This window comes from Glutamicibacter sp. NPDC090743 (genome assembly GCF_044769125.1).
In the GTDB taxonomy this organism is placed as follows: Bacteria; Actinomycetota; Actinomycetes; order Actinomycetales; family Micrococcaceae; genus Glutamicibacter.
The window spans coordinates 1-19,451 of the sequence record NZ_JBIVXE010000011.1 but is presented as its reverse complement, the minus strand read 5'-3'; the positions used below and the strand labels follow the sequence as shown (position 1 = coordinate 19,451).

Annotated in this window: 17 protein-coding genes; 8 read left to right on the top strand and 9 right to left on the bottom strand. The window is 53.4% G+C overall.

The features are described 5' to 3' along the window. Positions 1-11 precede the first annotated feature (11 nt). From ACIQTS_RS17540 to ACIQTS_RS17510, 7 genes are all read left to right on the top strand, one after another. Positions 12-1,133: a transglycosylase SLT domain-containing protein gene (locus ACIQTS_RS17540; protein ID WP_402474158.1), complete on the top strand. Its 1,122-nt coding sequence runs from the start codon at positions 12-14 to the stop codon at positions 1,131-1,133. 5 nt (positions 1,134-1,138) lie between these two features. Beyond that, entirely contained in the window at positions 1,139-2,281 is a 1,143-nt protein-coding gene (locus tag ACIQTS_RS17535) for a PEGA domain-containing protein (RefSeq protein ID WP_402474156.1), read from the top strand. 640 nt (positions 2,282-2,921) lie between these two features. Next, positions 2,922-4,949 (top strand): hypothetical protein, encoded by a 2,028-nt coding sequence (locus ACIQTS_RS17530; protein ID WP_402474154.1) that lies wholly within the window; start codon positions 2,922-2,924, stop codon positions 4,947-4,949. A gap of 14 nt (positions 4,950-4,963) precedes the next feature. Further along, positions 4,964-5,653: a hypothetical protein gene (locus tag ACIQTS_RS17525; RefSeq protein WP_402474151.1), complete on the top strand. Its 690-nt coding sequence runs from the start codon at positions 4,964-4,966 to the stop codon at positions 5,651-5,653. Positions 5,654-5,689: 36 nt separating this feature from the next. Continuing rightward, positions 5,690-6,097 (top strand): hypothetical protein, encoded by a 408-nt coding sequence (locus ACIQTS_RS17520; RefSeq protein ID WP_402474149.1) that lies wholly within the window; start codon positions 5,690-5,692, stop codon positions 6,095-6,097. Between the two features lie 59 nt (positions 6,098-6,156). Continuing rightward, positions 6,157-6,936 (top strand): hypothetical protein, encoded by a 780-nt coding sequence (locus ACIQTS_RS17515; protein ID WP_402474147.1) that lies wholly within the window; start codon positions 6,157-6,159, stop codon positions 6,934-6,936. A gap of 327 nt (positions 6,937-7,263) precedes the next feature. Further along, positions 7,264-10,569: a type ISP restriction/modification enzyme gene (locus ACIQTS_RS17510; protein WP_402474144.1), complete on the top strand. Its 3,306-nt coding sequence runs from the start codon at positions 7,264-7,266 to the stop codon at positions 10,567-10,569. A gap of 181 nt (positions 10,570-10,750) precedes the next feature. Here ACIQTS_RS17510 and ACIQTS_RS17505 read toward each other — a convergent pair whose 3' ends face one another. The 3 genes from ACIQTS_RS17505 to ACIQTS_RS17495 form a co-directional block, all read right to left on the bottom strand. Continuing rightward, a complete protein-coding gene (locus ACIQTS_RS17505) occupies positions 10,751-12,109 on the bottom strand; it encodes a Y-family DNA polymerase (RefSeq protein WP_402474141.1) in 1,359 nt (452 codons plus the stop codon). Beyond that, positions 12,088-12,489, bottom strand: a complete 402-nt coding sequence (locus ACIQTS_RS17500) for a LexA family protein (protein WP_402474236.1) — start codon at positions 12,487-12,489, stop codon at positions 12,088-12,090. The genes ACIQTS_RS17505 and ACIQTS_RS17500 overlap by 22 nt, the downstream gene beginning before the upstream one ends. Positions 12,490-12,907: 418 nt before the next feature. Further along, positions 12,908-13,744 carry a hypothetical protein gene (locus ACIQTS_RS17495; RefSeq protein ID WP_402474138.1) on the bottom strand — a complete coding sequence of 279 codons (837 nt, stop codon included), beginning with the start codon at positions 13,742-13,744 and terminating at the stop codon, positions 12,908-12,910. Positions 13,745-14,117: 373 nt separating this feature from the next. Between ACIQTS_RS17495 and ACIQTS_RS17490 the strand changes: the two genes are divergently transcribed. Continuing rightward, positions 14,118-14,969, top strand: a complete 852-nt coding sequence (locus ACIQTS_RS17490) for a hypothetical protein (protein ID WP_402474136.1) — start codon at positions 14,118-14,120, stop codon at positions 14,967-14,969. A 421-nt stretch (positions 14,970-15,390) separates the two neighbouring features. Here the strand turns inward: ACIQTS_RS17490 and ACIQTS_RS17485 are convergent, their stop codons facing one another. The 6 genes from ACIQTS_RS17485 to ACIQTS_RS17460 form a co-directional block, all read right to left on the bottom strand. Next, positions 15,391-15,651: a hypothetical protein gene (locus tag ACIQTS_RS17485; RefSeq protein ID WP_402474134.1), complete on the bottom strand. Its 261-nt coding sequence runs from the start codon at positions 15,649-15,651 to the stop codon at positions 15,391-15,393. 249 nt (positions 15,652-15,900) lie between these two features. Then, positions 15,901-16,848 carry a DUF3560 domain-containing protein gene (locus ACIQTS_RS17480; RefSeq protein WP_402474132.1) on the bottom strand — a complete coding sequence of 316 codons (948 nt, stop codon included), beginning with the start codon at positions 16,846-16,848 and terminating at the stop codon, positions 15,901-15,903. 130 nt (positions 16,849-16,978) lie between these two features. Continuing rightward, positions 16,979-17,290: a hypothetical protein gene (locus ACIQTS_RS17475; protein WP_402474131.1), complete on the bottom strand. Its 312-nt coding sequence runs from the start codon at positions 17,288-17,290 to the stop codon at positions 16,979-16,981. Between the two features lie 98 nt (positions 17,291-17,388). Next, positions 17,389-17,628, bottom strand: coding sequence for a hypothetical protein (locus tag ACIQTS_RS17470; RefSeq protein ID WP_402474129.1), 240 nt, complete (start codon positions 17,626-17,628; stop codon positions 17,389-17,391). 391 nt (positions 17,629-18,019) lie between these two features. After that, entirely contained in the window at positions 18,020-19,060 is a 1,041-nt protein-coding gene (locus ACIQTS_RS17465) for a hypothetical protein (RefSeq protein ID WP_402474127.1), read from the bottom strand. 162 nt (positions 19,061-19,222) lie between these two features. Further along, a partial coding sequence (locus ACIQTS_RS17460; RefSeq protein ID WP_402474125.1) for a pentapeptide repeat-containing protein occupies positions 19,223-19,451 on the bottom strand: 229 nt, incomplete at its 5' end.

The window sequence follows — 19,451 nt, the reverse complement described above, 5'->3', positions numbered from 1 at the left end:
TGAAACGACTTTTGATCGCAGCCGTGACCATTGCTTGCGTGCTAGTGGCTGTAGCCGTGGGCGGCGTCTTTATGATCACTCAGATGGTCGCTGGAGGCACCAGCACCACGCCTGAAGCAGACCAGGAACTGATCGGCGAGGTCTGCACTCCAGGTGATCCGAAGCAGGAAAAAGGGTCTGTAGAGATCCCAGAAAAGTACCGAAAATTTGTAGACGCTGCCGGCCAAGAATCTGGATTCGGGTCTCAGGTCATTGGTGCGCAAATCCAGCAGGAATCTAGTTGGCGAGCAGATGCACGTTCCCCCTACGCTAACGGCATCGCACAGTTCACCCCAGAGACCTGGGCGATCTACGGTAACGGTGGCAATGTCTTCAATCCCAAGGATGCTATCGCAGCCCAGGGGCGGTACATGAAGAAGTTGCGCACCCTGATGGAGGATCACGCCAAGGACGACGAGCATCTTCTACGACTCTCCCTCGCTAGCTATAACGCCGGCCCAGGAGCCGTGAAGAAGAACAGCTACGATCTCGAAAAGCTCTACAACTCCAAGCCAGGCTATCGTAACGAGACTGCCCCCTACGTGGAAAACATCGTTGCGGCTGCCTCGGGAAACTACACCTCAGATTGCCGCCACTCGACCAGCATTCCCGAAGGAGACATCGTGGAAACCTCGATGAGCCTTGCCTGGGACCATAAGGTGAAACTGCCTTTCAGCTCAGCAGGAAACCACGGACGGGCGGAGGCTCGACCTGAATACGTCACCGTTGCAGACAGCCTGAGCAAGGACCGGCACACGGCTTACTACACCGATTGCGGAGTTTTCGTGGCCTCGGTCATGATCACCAGCGGAGCCGATCCCGACTTCCCCAAGCGCAGCACCGGAGTGCAACTGAACTACCTACAGAACAGCGACAAATACAAGTTCTTCAAGCCTTCCAGCGAAGGCGAATTGGAACCAGGTGACATCCTCATTACCCCCGGCCATATCTTCCTCTACACAGGGGAACGCAACAACACCGCAACGGGCCGTGCGCAAGGGGCATCGCTCTACACCAGACCGCCATCGGGACACGACTTTTACCTCACTGATACCAGTGGCCGAACCTATTTCGCAGCACGTCTGAAGGGATGAGATCCATGAGCAAAAAAGCCAAGATCATTCTGATCGTAACTGTTGTTGTGGTGGCTCTAGTGATTCTGTTTTTCCCCAAAGGGTCTGCATCAAACCGCGAAGCAATGCTGCAGCTGCAGTCATCCCCTGAACAGGTTTCTATCAGCATCAATGGTGAATCGCGTGGATCTCTACGCACGGGTGAACAGTTGGCGGTGGGAGCCGAAGAACCACTTGATGTTCAAGTCAGCTATGAAGGATTCGAAACCTACAGCACCACTCTCACCATTGAGGCCGGCCAAGTCCGCACTTTACATGTGGCCCTGTTGCCCCAAACCGATGAAGCCTGGGCCATGATCGGAGAACAGGAGCAGCTCAAGAATCAGCAGAAAGTCACTGAAGAATATTGGAACGATGCCGCTGAAGCCTACGAGAACAATCCCATCCTGGAGGATCTCCCACATCATGGACGGGCTTTCGAGGTTTACCAAGGATTAGCCACTGACTCAGCCAAAGAGTTTGGAATCTACCTCTACCTCTACAAAGGAAACGAAGTCCAGGGACGCAAAGAATTCAACGCCTGGATGACCCGGCAGGGCTATGATCCACAGTCCTATGACGTCGTAGAGAAGATCAAGGATCAAGCACTTCCAGTGCAGCTGCCTGAAGAACCAACCATGCAGAAGCTCTCCGAGATTCGCCCTTCTGCAATTGAAGTTCAGAAAGCTACGGTATCGAAGGACTCGAAAGCCGGAGACATCGCTCGCCAGTTCGCTCTCGAAACCACCACCTGGGATGCTGGCGAAGACCGTCACCACACCGACTCGCTTATGCGGACTCAAGCTCTTCTGGAGAAGGGACTGGACATGGAAGAAGGAATGCGTCTCACCACATCTCCCTCCTGGCGAGAAGCAGCGCAAACCAAATCCAAGTCCTACCCCTGGATCAAGAAGTACACCGAAACAACCTCCAACGGAGGAGTCACGAAATCCACCGTGCAAGTATGTTGGGCCTGGATTCGAGACCATAGAGCACCCCGCATCGATGGCCCAAGAACCTACACGCTTGAGGTGAACAGGAAGCAGAAAATCACGAGCTACACCTACTCTGACCCAGACCCATTTGTGGAAAACAAGAACACAATTTGCCAGCCCGACGATGCAAGGTAGGCCGGTGCATTTACCCCTTGCGCAAGGGGTATGAAGCGCTAAAGCATCGTTCACTTCAGTGGCCGTGAACGCAGATCCTCAGTAAAGGAACCTGCATTCACGGCCACTTTCTATGTGCAGAACAGAACCATCCACAGCGTAGCTACTGCGCATCTAATGCATTAGCAATGCACGGTGAAGTCAGAACACAGGCATCCCTAAAGGTTCTGCAAGGCGCACGAGAACCTCGATGAAGATATAAAAAAACCGCATCCCCAATGCATTGGAGCTGCGGAACTAACTATTGCGGACGAAGACTAGGGGACCCCGAGACTCGGAAAGGAACCTCGTCTACGGCGAGCCTTCGACGGAGTCTCCACCGAGTCTACACCCCCTTGTCAAGTCGAAGCAATCAAAAATCTTTCCCCTGAGCTGTCCAACCTTCCTCTACCCGGTGACCTTGAACGATTAGAAGCAGCTTTCACACACAAGGGAGATCCTCATGGCCAGGGGAGTAAACCAGGCAAACCAACCGAACAACCAAGGACCGGTTCTTCGCCTTCCGCCAGAGCATCGGTCGAAGGCAAAGGTTTACACCGGGCTCGCAGCCAGCGGGGGACTAGTCTCCAGCATCTGCTATCTCACGGATCAGATGCTGCCCATGGGCGCAGCAATGACTCTCACTGGAGTATCAATAGCCGGCACCGCATGGATGCATCGCCGTACAGTGCGCAAGCTCGAAGAGCGAGATCGGCTGGTGGAAATCCTGGCACCTGTAGCCCTGGGCTTTTTGGACCGGAGAAGAGTCGAACTCAAAAAGTGGACGATGAGCAATGGAGATTTTTGGCCAGGGAAAGTCGTCATCAAGTTCCATGATGACCTTCTAGGCGAAGACTGCGCGACCGCCGTCATTGATCAACTGCAGCAGCGTTACCAACGGCAGTACACCGTCAAGAAGATCACCAACCACCAACGAGTGATGGTCCTGCAAGAAGCTGGCGAACTTCTGATTGAAGAACCAGAAGACGTTCATCCGATGATCCGCCGAACCTCGAAAGTCGTGAAGAAACTCTTTTCCGCCGGCAACGCAGAACCACCAATCGCCACCGTAGAACTCGAAGACGATGAACCGGTCAAAGTAGAGATCCAGCACGATATCGGATCGGCTGTCACCAACCGCATGGTGCAAAACGATAAGTCCTTCAAGTTCGGAGCCATGCTCCCAGGACGGTGGAAAGCCGAATGGGACAGTATCTATGACCGAGTAACGTTCACCCGCCGCCCAGCACTACCTACTTTCGTTCCGCATCCTCCCATCCCACCGATGGAAGGAACTGCAATTGACAACTACAAGACCCCTTACCGCTATGGCGTCGATGAGACCGGCGAGGCCGTTGCTTGGAGGCCATGGCTTGACCCGATGATGCTGATTACCGGACTTACTGGCCGCGGTAAAACAGTTGTAGCCCACTCGGTGCTCACCGAGCTCGCCGCCCGTGGTTGGATCATCGATGTTGCCGATGCCAAGCTGGTCGAATTTCTTGGATATAAGGACTGGCCAAATGTTCGTATCGTCGCACCGGATCTTGAGCAGCAAGTCCGCCTGGTCTATGTTGCCAAAGACCTTATGGCAGAACGCTACAACGCAATCAAGAATGGTGAAGCCAGTGAAGAGGACTTCGTTCCTTACGTCTTGTTCCTCGATGAGTTCGCACTCTTCCGCGAAGACGTGGACGACTGGTATCAGGACATCAAGCAAAAGGGCGACCCTTCCAAAGCCCCCATGCATCGCAAAGTGGCTGCCATCCTCCGCGCAGGACGAACAGCCAGAGTCCACATTGTTCTGCTCACCCAGCGCCCCGACGCAGAAATCCTGGGCAGCGGTGAAGCACGACTGAACCTCTCCTGCCGTGTCTCCATGGGGCCGTTGGATATGGATGGCGCACGCATGATGTGGAAATCCCCTTCACTGGGCACCACCGTTCCATCGAATATTCGCGGCCGCGGCACTACTCGAAATGAAGCCGGTGAAGTGGTCGAGTTCCAGGCGTACTGGACTCCAGACCCAAGACGTGCCAAATCGGATGAAGACATAGCGATCCTCAAATCCATTTACCCAGCCCAAGAGCTACATCCAAAAATGATGATCAAAGTGCCGGCCCCCACCTATGTAGACGAGTCGGAGCTTCTGCCGTCCTATAGCGAATACATCTCGGCTGATTTCATTCCAGTTCCAGGCGGAATCCAGACCCAAGACGAGAACAGCAGCGATGGGGACGAGTCAGAGGAGTGCGAAGAACCTCGGATTGTCGAAATCTCTAGCCGCCCAGCGAAGGTGCACCCACGCAGCTCTGCACCTTCAGAGACCAAAGTGCACAGTGAGAGCAACGTCCTTACCTTCCCAACGTCGGCAGCTACAGAAGATGAATCGGAAGAAGCCAGTGACTTCGATGAGCAGGATGAATCGAAATGGGGCGATATCGAAACTATCGGTATCGAAGATACCGAAGTTGGCAGCCTCATGGAGCTCGACGGCGAATGGGCTGCAGTTACCAGCTCCGAAGAAGATCTGGCTGATGACGAAGCCTGGGCAGTGTGCTTGGTCTTCAGCGATGGCACCGACACCATGCTGTCAATGGAGCTCGGCTCCACAGTCACCGTGCGTCAACCCGTCAATCAGGACAATTAGAAAGAGCGAGAACCATGAACACCCCACATCCACTCAAGGCCGGCTACAAAGCAGCTATCCTCTGGACTGCTGCCAGATCGCTTTCACTGCTATGGCGCATCAGCCTCTATGTGCTGATCTACCAATTCGTAGCCATCGGAAGCAAAAGCTCTGAAGCAAACAACGCTGAGTTTGCCCTGGCATTCTATTCATTCTTCATCGCCATCGTCGGAACATTGCTTGCCAGATGGTTGCTGAGCGTATGGATGCGGACACAAGTCATCAAGATCAGTTCGCCTGCCCTGCAGAGTCCAGCAGACGAGCAACCTGTAGCCATTGCAGATCTCGTGGTGCGAATTTTGCGTGCACTCATTGCTGTGGTGGGAGTCGCCGCCCTAAACCCGATTCTGGAAAATGCAGAGCTCACAACAGCCATTACTTCCCTGGTTGTGGTGGCTGCAGTGCTCATTCTGGGGAAGATCTACATCCAGAACCTTCAAGGCCTCCTTAGCGCCAAGCATCGGTGGATGACTCGCATCACTCTGGCTGAAGCCATTGCTGTACTAGCCGCTGCACTCCTACCGCATCCCCAGGTTTTGGCATCAATGGAATTCTTCCAATACCTCGCAGTCTGGGGAGCCTGGATTGTCATCTTCTACGGCATCAGATGGATTTTGCGCCTATACACCAACGGCTTTGCGTATCACCCTTCACAGTCAATCTAGCCAGCGATCAATCACTCCTAGAGAGGATTACTAGTAATGCAAGAACTAGATAGAGACGACACCCTGATCATGCTTTCTCTGGCCTCAGCAGCAAGCGGTGGCATCGCCACCTATGTGCTGAGCCAACTGGAGAAAGTGCAAGCCTGGATGATTCGAACGAAGATCGTGGTTTCCGAAAAAGTCATTGTTCCTTGGCCAGGTTTCGACGGAGCAGGCTTGGATCTCTTGAGGCTGATCATCTTAGGCAGCATCGTGGTGCTCATAGGCCTTCTAGCGAGAACTACCGTCAACCGCATTCACATTGCCAGGGCAATTCGTATAGCTCGAAAACTAGAGAAGGAGGAAGCGAAAGCAGCTGCCGTGGCTGAACGCCGCTTCCGCCGCAAAGTATCTCCATCATCGATTCGCATGGATCGAACCCAGCACATCAACGAAGGGGACTAGTCATGTGCCGCTCAATACTTCAAGGCGGCCGGCGCTGCCCGTTCCATTCCAATCGAGCCATGCTGGCACTGGCAAGTGCTAAACAAGCGGCGAAACGCATGGAAGAACGCATTGCGAAGGTCGAAGACAAACTTACGCAGCAGGAATTGGATGCGAGAGTTGTTCGGCTTGTAGAGGCCTGGGAGCGGGTCAGCATTCGAATGCAACAAGCTATCCCAGAACGAAATCAGACAAAAAAGGAAGGAACGCATGAAGGCCTGAATCCTGTAAAAGCTCCTCATCCGACAGCGGCCCCAACGATTACTGAAGAACGTATCGATTCCATGTCCTGGGATGAGGTTGCGGAATTCGCATCCACACTGGGAGACGACCCTGAAGCTGCGGAGAAACTGGAAGAACTGGTTGATAGGCGTGAAGCACGAGAATTAGGAGAAGTCGAGGTTGATCTTGACGAACCAGATCAAAGGCTTACCCCTGTTATGGGAGAAGATCCTGTACTAAATCCAGCTGCTCGTGCATATCGAAAATTGACTCCTCACGAGCGAGCTCGTGAGGAGTATGAAACCTATGTTTACTCGCAATATCAGAATTGCGTTTCTGAGCTTAGCTTCCTTGTTAACAAAGAGGGGCAAGCCAAGAACATAGATGAGATGAGTCTGTTTACAGGACCAATTTCAAGAGTAAAGAAATACGCCTCAGAAGAACTGCAGGCCTGGTTTGCGCGCAATGGACGTCAAACTCTTGGCTCATACCGCTATGCCATGTATCAATGGGACTCTGACGCGGATGCAGCCCGCCGAGTACGTCTGGAAGGATTCGATAATGTTGCCCAAGTTTGACCGTTCGATGATTCAACAAGCCCAGGAAAAGGGATATGCAGCGTATCTAGAAGGTCACTCCCCAAGAGAATGCCCTTTCGACGCGAAACAAGAGACTGAGCTTATGGAGGCGTGGTGCAGCGGTTACGCGGCATCACGTACAGACCGGGCACGAGAGAACACAAAAACACTGCAATCTGAGTCAGAGCAGACAAAAGAGTGAGACTCTTCGTGGTCGTGAAGTCGGGCATCCTTCAAATTTCTGGTTCGCAACGACGGGTGATCTTCCGTGGCTTACGGGTATAACGGATAACAGGCACTAGTCATGTGTGACTTATCGTTGGACTCATGAGTAATTTTGATGATGCAGTTGCTGCTTTCGGTTCTGCTGCCCGAGAGAACTTATCTGGGCCTGGCGAGCGAGAAGCCTTATTGTCGCGCCCTGTCGGAAATTTTATTGAGCGTGTTGGGTACTTGCGCGGTTTGCATGTTGTTGCTCATGATGAAGTTTCTGAACAGGATGGTGCCGTAAGACCTGATTTTGGAATAAGGGTGAATAGTGTTTTATCAGGCCATGTCGAGTTAAAGGCTCCAGGAGTTTCTCTCGATCCTGATGACTATTCTCTTAATTCTCACAATGGTAAGCAGTGGGCCAGGTTGAGTAAATTACCGAACCTGCTGCATACGAACGGTAAAGAATGGCGTTTGTGGCGTTTTGGAGAGCTCGCATATGAACCTGTTCATGTCCATGCGCCAAGCATTGCTTCTTTCAAAGGTGACTTGACCGCTCCAAGCCGCTTAGAGCTTCTACTTCACGACTTTTTGTCGTGGGAACCAGCGCCGATTACTTCCATTAATAAATTGGTGGATACGATTGCTCCTTTGTCGGTCATGCTTCGTGAGGAAGTGAAGCTTGCTTTAGCTGCAGAGCGTCGCGCCATTCGTTCGGGGGCGCCAAGGGCGGAGCAACCGTTTTTAGGAGTCGCCAAGGACTGGCGACGATTGTTGTTTCCGAACGCGGATGATGAGAAATTTGCTGATGGGTTCGCTCAAACGGTGGTCTTCTCGTTGGTACTTGCTCTTAGCGATGGGATTAGTCTGAAGGGCAATCCACTTTCGCAGATCGCGAAAGATCTGGAGGGGCATTATGGTGTACTCGGTCGCTCATTGGACCTACTGACAGAGCACATTGACAATACGCCAACATTATCGGCGATAGAGATCATCACTAGAACACTATCCGGCGCACGATGGGATAGCATTTCCGCTAGTGGAAAAGATGTTTATCTCCATCTGTATGAGAACTTTCTTAGCTCATACGATCCTGAGAAGCGGAAAGAATCAGGCTCCTACTACACTCCGTCGGAGATTGTGGATTTCATGGTCCGCATCTCAGACGATGCAGTTAAAGATTATTTGAAAAAGGATGCTGGACTACGTGATCCGTCGGTAAGCATTATTGATCCCGCGATGGGAACGGGAACGTACCCATTGTCTATTCTGCGGCATGTCGGAAATGCAGCCGGCGAGCAGTATGGTCCAGGCGCAGCTTCTGAGGCAGTTGCAAGTGTAGCTTCACGAATTTACGGAATTGAGCTACAGTCAGGGCCGTTTTCGGTAGCAGAATTGAGAATTTCACAAGCAGTAAAGAACTTCGGAACTCAGCTGAATCCTAACGCTCTGAACCTATACGTTGCTGATACCTTAGAAGACCCGCATAGTGCTTCCGAAAGTCAGTTGTCCTATACGCTGCAGATGATTGCGCAGCAGCGTATCAAAGCAAACTTGATAAAGCGCGAAAAGAATATCCAAGTAGTTATTGGCAACCCGCCCTATAAAGAAAAATCTAAAGGACTTGGCGGGTGGATTGAAAATGGAGTTGATCCCAAGACAGGTAAAGCTCCTCTTGAAGAATTTATGGCCGAGCGTAATGCGAACCACAACCAGCATCTAAGAAATCTCTATGCATATTTCTGGCGCTGGGCTACACACAAAGTTTTTGAATCCACAGCGGAACCTGACATTCGGGACGGCGACTCAGGGGTTATTTGCTTCATTACAGCCGCAGGCTATTTAACCAGTCCTGGATACAAGAAAATGCGTGAGTACATGCGTCGAAAATGCTCCCATGGATGGATATTCAACGTTTCGCCAGAAGGGTTGAGGCCTCCGGCGAAGAACGCTGTATTCAATATCGGTACGCCTGTCGTGATTGGAATGTTTGTCCGCGGCAACAACGTCAACGAGGAAGTACCTGCCCAAATCTTGTATCGCGACGTCCACGGAACCCGAGAACAGAAATATAAACAACTTTCTTCGATGGCCCTTGACGATGATGGCTGGTCCCATGTTCGATCCGGCTGGAGTGAAACTTTTACCCCAAGCGTCAATACTGTTTGGGACGACTACCCTGCTGTTGGACAGCTTTTCTCATGGGCTGGCCCAGGTGTAAAAGCAAACCGTAAGTGGGTGTTTTCGCCAAGCCCCGATGTTCTTGAACAAAGACTTCGAGACTTGGTCGCTGAAAGTGATGCTCACTTGAAGATTCAGAAATTCCAGGAGTCTTTCCACGCTAAGATTGATAAAACTAAGAAGCCGCTACCTGGAACTGACACTGAAAAAAACACGCACGTCCCATTTGAAGACGTTGATTGGATAGAAAATCCAAAAATCGTCAGAGTCGGATACAGATCTTTTGATCGGCAGTATCTAGTTGCAGATAGCCGTTTGATCCATAGCCCGAGTGCACTATGGGATGGACGTGTTGAGGGGCAAATTTTCGCGGTCGAACAACATGTTCATTATCCTAAGGCTGGACCTGGGTTGATGTTTTCGTCCCTCATACCTGACATGGACTATTTTAATAATCGTGGTGGTCGTGCGATTCCACTTTTGCATCCAGACGGCTCACCGAACATCGCTCCCGGGCTAGAGCGTGCATTGAAGGAATTAATCAGCCCAATGGTTAGTTCCTCAGACCTGTTTTTCTATGTGGCGGGTTTGACAGGGAACGCTGCCTATCTCAGAAAGTATGACGAAGAACTTCATACTCCAGGTGTGAGGATTCCTCTAACTGGCAATCTTGCTTTGTGGGATAGGGCTGTTGAACATGGCAAGCATCTTGTATGGTTACATACTTTTGGCGCTTCCGGGCAGCATCCAAATGCGCAGAAAAGCATCCTTGAAAAAGAACCAGGAGTGTCTTTTCCTGTATATGCAAAATCTGTAAATCATATGCCGACTGAGGTGGGATATGACTCTGAACGCCAGGTTCTAAATATTGGCGGGGGAGAGTGGGAAAACGTATCCCCAGAAGTACGCAACTTTACAGTCGGAGGCATGAATGTCATTGATTCATGGGTTGGATACCGGCAAGAGATACCTAAGGGCAGAAAGACGGAGAAATCCTCCGCACTTGAAGGCTTCGTGCAAACTCAGTGGCCGGGAGAGTGGTCGATTGAGCTTACAGAAATCCTGGTTTCTGTAACAAGGCTGGTAGCTCTAGATCCATATTTGGAAGCGCTGCTTGAAGATGTTGAAGCCGGTGAACTTATCACTCACCACCAGTTAGCAGAAGCTGGCGCTCAGTGGCCCATGACGCAACGGGATCGAAAGCCGCGCGTACCAATGACGAGCGAGTTTTTCGAAGACTGACGATGGTATTTATTACTGTCTAGGTAGGGTGCTTTGATACGTGCAAGGCACCCTACCGTCATTATCTGCAGGTACGGGCCCAGATACAAATAAAACTTGGCAGGCACATCATTGGGGACATTTGCCGGACGTGGATCTCCTGAAACTCACGCACAGTGAATCGCGACTAGAAATCTTTTCATCAGGCAGCTTTGACAGTCAGCATTTCAGCCCAGTGCGTTGTGTAACGCGGAGAACGCATCTCACGTTTCATCTCCCATGCCGGCCCTTGCTGCAAGCCAGCAAGACCCAGGCCAATTGACTTCATGCCATGCTCTCGCCGGATCTGCTCAACAAGGTTGCCGATCTGTTTCTGCTCATGGGCAGAGACAAACGGATCTAAGGTTTCTTGCATTGCTACCGGCCTAAGATCCGTGAGCACCACCCCGGCCCTGGCATAGCGCACGCCAACTAAGATTTGCGGTAGCAGCGACTTGGCAGCCTTGGTGAGCACCACAGGGTCGGACGTAGGGCCAGGCAGTTTGATCGTCACCGCTGGCTGATGTGATTGGCTTTGGTTGTAATAACTGGTCATTGCCCATGCACTCAGTACTCGAGCGTGTTTGTTATGGCGGTGCAATCTGGCAGATCCTTGTTGAGCGTAGATTCCCAGAACTTGTTCCATCCCGATTCGATCAGTGATCGGCTCGGCGAAAGATCTGGAGAAAATCAGCTGGTCCTTGACCTCGTGTTCTTCTTCCATGGGGATGCAGGGGATGCCTCGTAGCTCAAGGACTGTGCGCATCTGAACGATGGAAAACTTATCGCGGATTCTCACCGCATCGGCGTCTCGGAGATCTTTGGCAGTCCAGATCCCCATACCGCGAAGGCGCTTGGTTAGGCGTGGACCAATGCCCCAAATTTCGATGGCCGGCAGCCGGGCCAGCAGTGCTTCAGTAGTTTCCCGTGGTGCTCGATTCCATACGCACACACCGTGCAGCCCGGAGATGTGCTTGGCTGCTTTATTGGCCATCTTGGCAAGAGTCTTGCTTTTGGCGATGCCAACGCAAACTGGCAAGCCAGTAAGCCGGCGTACTTCGGCCTTGATCTTCTCGCCTAGCGTCTGCAGCTCCTCCAAGGTGCCTTTGACGCCCAAGAATGCCTCATCGATGCTGTAGACCTCTACCCAGGCAGAGAAGCGACCTAGCAAGGACATGACGCGGGAGCTCATTTCGCCGTAGAGCTCATAATTTGAGGACTTAGCTACTAGTCCTAGCCGCTCAGCGTCTGCAGCGAGTTTGAACCAGGCATCGCCCATGCCAATGCCTAGGGTTTTGGCCTCTGGCGACCGCGCGACCGCGCAACCGTCATTATTGCTGAGGACGATGACAGGCCGATTCTCTAACTTGGGGTCGAAGACTCTCTCGCAGGAGACGTAGAAGGAGTTCACATCAACATGTGCAATGTATTCCTGGTGATGATCCGAAGTTGCATCTAATGCATGATTCACCCGCTTAACGGGATTATCAGGATTATCAGTTAATTGAGATGATGCAGGCATGTGGTAGCCACTCCCCAAATTCTCAACTCCGAAAGTTCGGGAATGGAGACGTCAGGATAATCGGGGTTCTCTGCTTTAAGGAGGACTCCTTGGGGTGTGATGCTCAGACGCTTGACGGTTATCTCCCCATCGATGATTGCCAGGACGATGTTTCCTTCCCTGGGCTCGATGGAACGGTCCACAATAAGCTCATCGCCATCACTGATTCCAGCTTGCTCCATAGAGTGCCCAGAAACACGCACAATGAACGTGCTTACCTGGTCGCGGATGAGCATTTCTGTCAGGTCAATTTTCGAGTCAGAGTAGTCTTGGGCAGGTGACGGGTAACCCGCTGGAACACTCCCTAATGCCGACGCCACTAGACGATTATCGGAAACCATAGGGGAGCACTCAGATATTCGGTTTACTTTCATCTATACCTCACTTCTTAGAACACATATTCTAGACCTTAAATCTAGACATCGCTCCCGACAGAAAGACACCGATGAGCTGTACCTGGGTCAACGCTCAGACCAGCATGGTGGGTGGTCGGCGAGCGCTGAAATCCGCTTATGGTTGCGTGTGGAGTTTCGATGGGGGCAGATTGGGATCTGCTGCGCAGCTCCAGACCGTAAGCCCTGCGGTTGTGGGATGGATATTAACGCCGGGGCGCTTTCGGATGGGGAAGTGCCCCGGCGTTCTGTATTTCGTTGTTAGCCGAGTGCCGCCGGGAGTACGACGGAGGCCACGGCGGTTACGGCAATGATGGTCGTTGAGATGGTGTCGAGCCATACCCGGAACGATTCCACGCTAGAGCGTTTAGGCATCATTGGATTCACCAGTATCACCTCCGCTCAGATCCTTGATCAGTTGCCAGATGTCGGTGGCGACTGGTTGCGTTTTGGATGGTTGGGCGAAGGGGCCGAGGAGCGTGTAGTGGTTCTGGAAGTTGGCGATCTCCGTGGTGTTCCAGTCTTCGGTCATCCTGCGATCTACGTGGAGAAGCCCATGGGCCTTCAGCTGCCGGACACCTCTGTTAAGAGTGTCTGCAGAGAAGCCGTACCACTTCTGAACTTGTGGATCTGGCAGGTAGAAACCAGGCTGCAGCGATAGGCCGACCAGCAGGAGTGCCTTAGCGGGGTAGTTCAGCTTTAGATACCACTGCTCCTCCCAGTAGGCCAGCGGCAAGGTGAAGTAGTTCCGGGTAGGGTTCTCGAACTCATGTCCTGAACCGTCTTCCCGAAGTGTCGTCACTTTGGTGTGCCGGCCAGTGCCGCGGGTCTTTGAGATCAGCTGCAGCTCGGTCAGTTTTTTCCAGCAGCGCGAAACGCTGGCCTTACCGTACTCCTCATCGTTGAGCCCCAGGGCACGAGCCCAGACATCTGCAGGTTTTGTGGTTGCCCAGGGCTCGGCACTAGAAGCCAGGCGATGCAGTAGATAGAGATCTAGTGAGCGCCCGTTAGAGCTGTTGATCAGCTCCCCTAGAATGCCTGGCTTTGGATTCTTCGGTCCTCCCGTTTGCAGGAAGCTATTGCGGATGGGCACGTTCTTGATGCGTTTGGAGACTCTGATGATGTCGGTAACTGTGTTGTGCTGCTTGACTAGGCGAGGAAGTTCTTGAAACTTTGCTCTGGCCTCGTTGTCTTGTGTGGTCATACATCCATGAAAGCACGCATTTCGGAATCTGAAATTTGACCAAATTTTCTATTCTTGCAGTTTCAGCGTGTGCTATATCAATGCGGATATCAACACTAATGCCAACCCATTGATATCAACGCATGGATAGCAATACAGGTTAAAGATGGTTGAATGCACGGGCTGCCGAAAAGTTGGGTGCGTGTGGGGTTCGAGATCTGGTGACTTGAAAAAGATTTCTTGATTTTCGCTTTTCGGCCCGGGTTCGCGCGGTTTGAGTCCTGGCAGGGGTCATGAGGCATGTCCTTGAGGGGGAGACCGAGCGGTTTTCTGAAGCTCTACGATGGGCGAAACAGGTGCAGCACAATAAAAATGATTGGAAGGCGCGTAGAACTTGGCTGATAAGAAGAAGGCTACGACTAGTCCCTGGTTCTGGGGTGTCGTGGTTGTAGTTGTCCTGGTCGCTGCAGGGCTTGGAGTTCTTCGTTGGATTACTTTGCCGGAGCCGAAGTACTTTTTTCCCGTGACTGCAGGGGATTGGGCAGCATGGGGTGCAGTCGTTGGTTCTGCTGGAACCATCGGAGCGGTGATATATGCAGCCCGTACCTTCAAGTCATCGGCTGACGCTCAGCAGCAAGAGCAGCACGACCGACGTAAAGAAATGGACTACTTGGAAGGGCTGGAGGGCGAGGAGGCGAAAAAGCTTGTCCTGTATGTGACCGGTACTCCACGCACAGAAGATGAATGGGGTACGAGTTTTGAGGTGATTGGAGCTGTCGTGGAGTTGACGAATTATTCAGATGCCATATTCCGCGACCTCCAGCTTTACATTCCGAGAGCATCCTTGAAAGAAGGAAACTCGATCACGAATGTTCAGATTTTCTCGGGTGTCCTGAAAGATAAGGATGGTTATCCGCAGCCCATCAAGCGTTTCAGTGATAAAAGCGAGATCAAGTGGCACAAGCCCACATTGCCTCTCACGCCTAATGCTGAGCTCACACACTTTCCGTTAGGAGACTTGCCTAAAGGGCAAGCGATAAGAGTTGCCTTTGACTTCGATGGGCCAGAAGATGAAACGCAGCTTGAGTGGAGTATTCAACCGCAACATTCAACCAGTCAGTATGAGCGTGAAAGCGTGGTGTGCGTTTCGTATGTTGACCGTGCCGGGAAGCATTGGATGAGGTCAACACATGATCAAGGGCGTGCGCGCCGTTTGCGTTATCCCAGTTTTGAGCAGACCCTCTAGAACAATGAGGGTTGTACAAAGCCTTCTTGGCTGGCTTGTAAGCACAGGGTGCAGGTAACCAGGTCCCAGTTGGTTGTGGTGCAAGTGGTGAGCACCGTGCACCTGGCAATGAAGCTATCAGTGAAGTGAAAGCCGTCTGCTTCTAAACGGTCGCTGCAGTAGTGCACTGTTTGGTTGTCCATGGGACACGCTCATTTGATGATTAGCCATATTGCTGGGCAGAGGGAGCCTAGCGCGATAAGAGTCAAGGCTATTGCATAGGTCGCGCCGACTTCAGGGGAGTAGCTTTCATCTTTGGTGAATATGGCGGGTCCGGTTCCCAAAAGCCACAGGCTGAGTCCTGTGAGCGCTAGCAGGCCGATAATGAGCAACATCAGGGTAATTCCTTTTCTGGCAGCGTATAGGGTTGCTTGTCGGTTGTTTAGGCTGCAGCTTTCATGAGTGCTGCAGGGGTCCAGTACTGGTGCAGGCCTTGACGATCCATGTCTTCGGCTACGTGCTTCACCAGGTACGCGGTGCATAGATTCGTGGTGTTGATATTGATGATGTGGTGCTTGGCGGATGCAGCTGCACGATGAGCAATTCTGATGCTGTGGGCTGATCCGATAGGCATATCACCATAGGTCACAATCCATGATGGCCATTGGTAGGGATTTTTTTTGATGCTGATGTGCTGACACATGAGTTTCTCCTTGTCTGGGTGGTGCTCTGTTGGGGATTTGGTGCTGTTCTGTCGTGTGCATTGAGTCCATAAATGGTGGGGTCTCTTACTGGTCCAAGGTCACCGTTTACTTCCGACTTGGACACCCCGGGGCCGGTTTTCTTGCCACTACCGGCGAGCGCAAAACGGGTTTTGCTTGCTGGGGTGCTTATGGTCTGGAGCCGTGAGGGGGTCGCTGCGCGACTCCAGACCATAAGCGGGGTGCCGGTTTCACTCGGTGGTGGAAGTAGCCGACTTGTGGTCGGTGATCGTTCCGTAAGGTGCTCGGGTGGAGCATCCAAGGGATTCGACGGTGACGGTTTTGGCGTTGGCTCGGCGCACAGTCCACCATGATGAGCCGACCTTGATCAGATCACCGGGCTGAATGTCCTGCTGGGTGTAGTTGGTCGCTTTGCCGTTGGCGATTTGCTCGGTGCGGATCTGCTGCCAGTACTGGATTTGTTCGGCGAGATGCTCTGATGCCTTTAGGAGCCGTTCGCGGTAGTCTCCCGTGGCTGGTGGGATCTGCTCGGCGTAGGGGCTTCCTGGATGGGCAGTGTAGCCGTCTAAACGGCGTTGTGTGGCCCTCTGCTCGGCTTGCAGCTTGTCGATGCGGTTAGAGACCGTTGTGGGGCTGTTTCGTGCTCCTGTGCTTGCGTGGGCGGTCTTGGCTCGTTGCGCAGCATGTTCGGCTGCTCGGTCAGCTTCAACACTTCGACCCATAGCGCTGTGTGCGCGGTCGATGTCTCGGCGGTGCCGGTTCTCTGAGTGGTGTCCGACCTTGATCGGTTCGCCGAATTCCGGGAGTCGATCATGAGCTGCTCGGCGAGCGCTTTCTGCTTGTTCTGCAAGTTGGGCTTTCCGTTCGGCTTTGGCGTCTAGCGCTTCGGCGCGGTTGGTGGCTCGTTGGGCTAGATCTGCTTCAACTTCAGCGGTGGGGCGCGGGGTGTCATCGATGCTGATTTCGATGGTGAACCCTGCTTCGGTGAGAGCTTTGGCGGTGGGATTGATGATGTGGTGTTTTGGTGCTGTGTCTCGGGAGCGGGGGATGTACCACGCGCCCAGGTATCGGCTCCAACGCCAGCGGTATTGCTTGAGGATCGGTGCTGATCCGTCTCCGCGTTCGGTGCCCTCGATGATGGTGCCCTCGGCAGATGTGTGGGTGATGTTCAGGTTCATTGTTGTGACCTTCCAAATGATGCGCTCGGCGAGCGCAGGGGGTGGACTGTTTGCGTTGCGGTTGTTGGTTCGGTTCGCAGGATGTCCGGGTGTTGTCTCCGCCCGTGGGGAGGGGACAAGTCATTTGGTTTTAGTCGCCTAGGGCGATGCCGTGGATTCCTCCGCAGCGGGTGCAGGTGATCGCATCGTGGTAGGCGTGTAGCTCGACGGTGACCTGATGGCTATGGCAGTAGATGCACCGTGAGGCGATGGTCGGCTGGTGTTCCGTGTCCGGGGCTGTGGTGTGTGTCCATGCTTCGGCGTAGGGGGCTTCTGGGTTGTAGGTGATCTCTGAGTGGCAGGTTTGGCACTCGTGGAGGTCTGGGAGGATTTCCACGTCTTGGGTGGGGTTGTGCGAGTATCCTCTCGCGGGGGTGTTGAAGACTTGGGCTGTGGTGGTCATGGTCTGCTCCGGGTTCGTTGGTGTGTGTCTCCGGCGAGCGCGTGCGGTGGGCGCAGCGCCTTTTCTCGTCCCCCTTTGGTGGGGGACGAGTCACCGGCCTATTCCTGGTTTTCAAGGTGTTTTTTGCAGAGGTTGCCTAGTTCCCAGTGGGCAACGGCTGATTGTGCTGGCCAGCTGGGGTTAGGTCGTCCGTTGTTCTCTTCGAGTTCGATGCGGTGGCATTCGGTAATGATTGCGGTGATTTGGTCGCTGGTCAGTGTTGCGAGGTAATCGCGCTGTTCTTCGGTGGTCATCTCGGTGAGGTTCGCTAGTAGCGTCTCGGTGTTCGGCTTAGTCATAGTTTTCATCCTCTCGTGGTGCGCCTGCCCTCCGGCCTGCCTGCCCTCCGGCCTGCCTGCCCTCCGGCCTGCCTGCCCTCCGGCCTGCCTGCCCTCCGGCCTGCCTGCCCTCCGGCCTGCCCTCCGGCCTGCCCTCCGGCCTGCCCTCCGGCCTGCCCTCCGGCCTGCCTGCCCTCCGGCCTGCCCTCCTTTCCTTGTGGTGTCTGTCTGTGCCGGGTTTCGCGGTCGCTATTCGATTTTCAAGTTTCGGTTGAGGTTTTCCTCTTTGCTTACTTACAGTCTACTAGCGTCACTAAGTAAGTGTCAAGCGGTGAAGTAACTTTTTTCTAAAATTAGATGTTGATGGAGGTGTCCGGCAGGGTATGCCGGACACCTCCGGCCTAGCTAGGTGCTAGATTTTGCCACGGTAGGCGGTGGCTGAATTGACCGCTACAGGGCTAAGCGTGCCCGACTTGAACAACAAGCCCAAGGTCTGAATAAATGACTCGTCCCCGTATTCGGGAGCCAGCTCGAAAGACATTTCGAGCAGTTCGTTAGCCATGGTTGAACGGCCTTTGCACCACTGAATCCAAGCCAGAGCGCTAAGCACCGGGGCAGATGCGCGAGCCGGGGCAAGCTCTGCCATTTGGGTTAGTGCTTCTTGAATCCGGTCTACGCGCTCCCAGTCGGGGGTAATTCCCCGGTATAGGAAGCCCTCTAGGCTGTTATCCTCGTTTCCGTGTGCCCCTAGGTCGGGGTCAAGGATGCTCACAAGTGCGGTTGCCCATGTGTCCGGGTAGCGCAAGATTCCGGTCATGCGGTGCAAGTCTGCCGGGCTTGCCTGATTGTCTGCAACCTTATCGGCTAGCTCTGTGAGCGCCTTAACCAGATTCCGCGTGTTGCCCTCGGTGACTGCCCACGCTTGCCCCATAGCCATGGCCTTGTAGACCTCTTCCCCGGCTTCCGGCGATGGTGCGGTGACTCGATCAAGAAGCGTAGCGGTTTTGTTGGAAAATGCGGGCATCGTTGGCATGGTTCCGGGGTCGATGCGTGGGTAAATTTCACCCGTGGCGAGGTTGTGAATCAAACCGCCTGAAACGTGTAGAGCGCTTAGCACTCGGTAGCCGAGAGCATCGCCTAGCTCTGCAAGTGCCAGCTTGGCAATTTCCGGTGTTTCCTCCGGGCAGTGACTCACGAAAAGGAGCCCCACAAACTCGGGATCTTCGGGAGTCATGCCCTCTACGGCCTGAGCAATGATCTTCTTGGACTGCGTAGCAACTTCAACCACGTTAGCGATAGACCCGTTTGGGGCATCCGTGCGGAGCTGTGCGATCATCACACCGTTTTCGCCCATAAGGCAGGTCACGAGCGCGGGGGTTTCAGTGACTGCACGGCCGAACAAGTATTCCTGCTGAGCGATTAGCTCGGGAGCCGCGATTTTCTTTGTGGTCATGGTGAGCCACCCTTTCGTTAGGCTTGCGCCTAAATCCTGGAAGCCCTACTGAGTTGTAGGGTTGTTTCCGAACCAACACTTACAGCTTACTAACGTTATTAAGTATGTGTCAAGTAGCGAAGCAAAAAAATATTATTGACCTGCAAAATCCTCCCTACATGACTAAGCGCACAGAGTAGGGGAGCGCGTAGCGCCCCCGAAACACTCCACAAGGTGCCTAGCCAGCCAGAGAGCCAACAGGGCAGGGCAGGGCAGGGCACGAGCTAGCCGGGAGCGGGAGGGCCGGGAGCGGGAGAGCCGGGAGCGGGAGAGCCGGGAGCGGGAGAGCCGGGAGCGGGAGAGCCGGGAGCGGGAGAGCCGGGAGCGGGAGAGCCGGGAGCGGGAGAGCCGG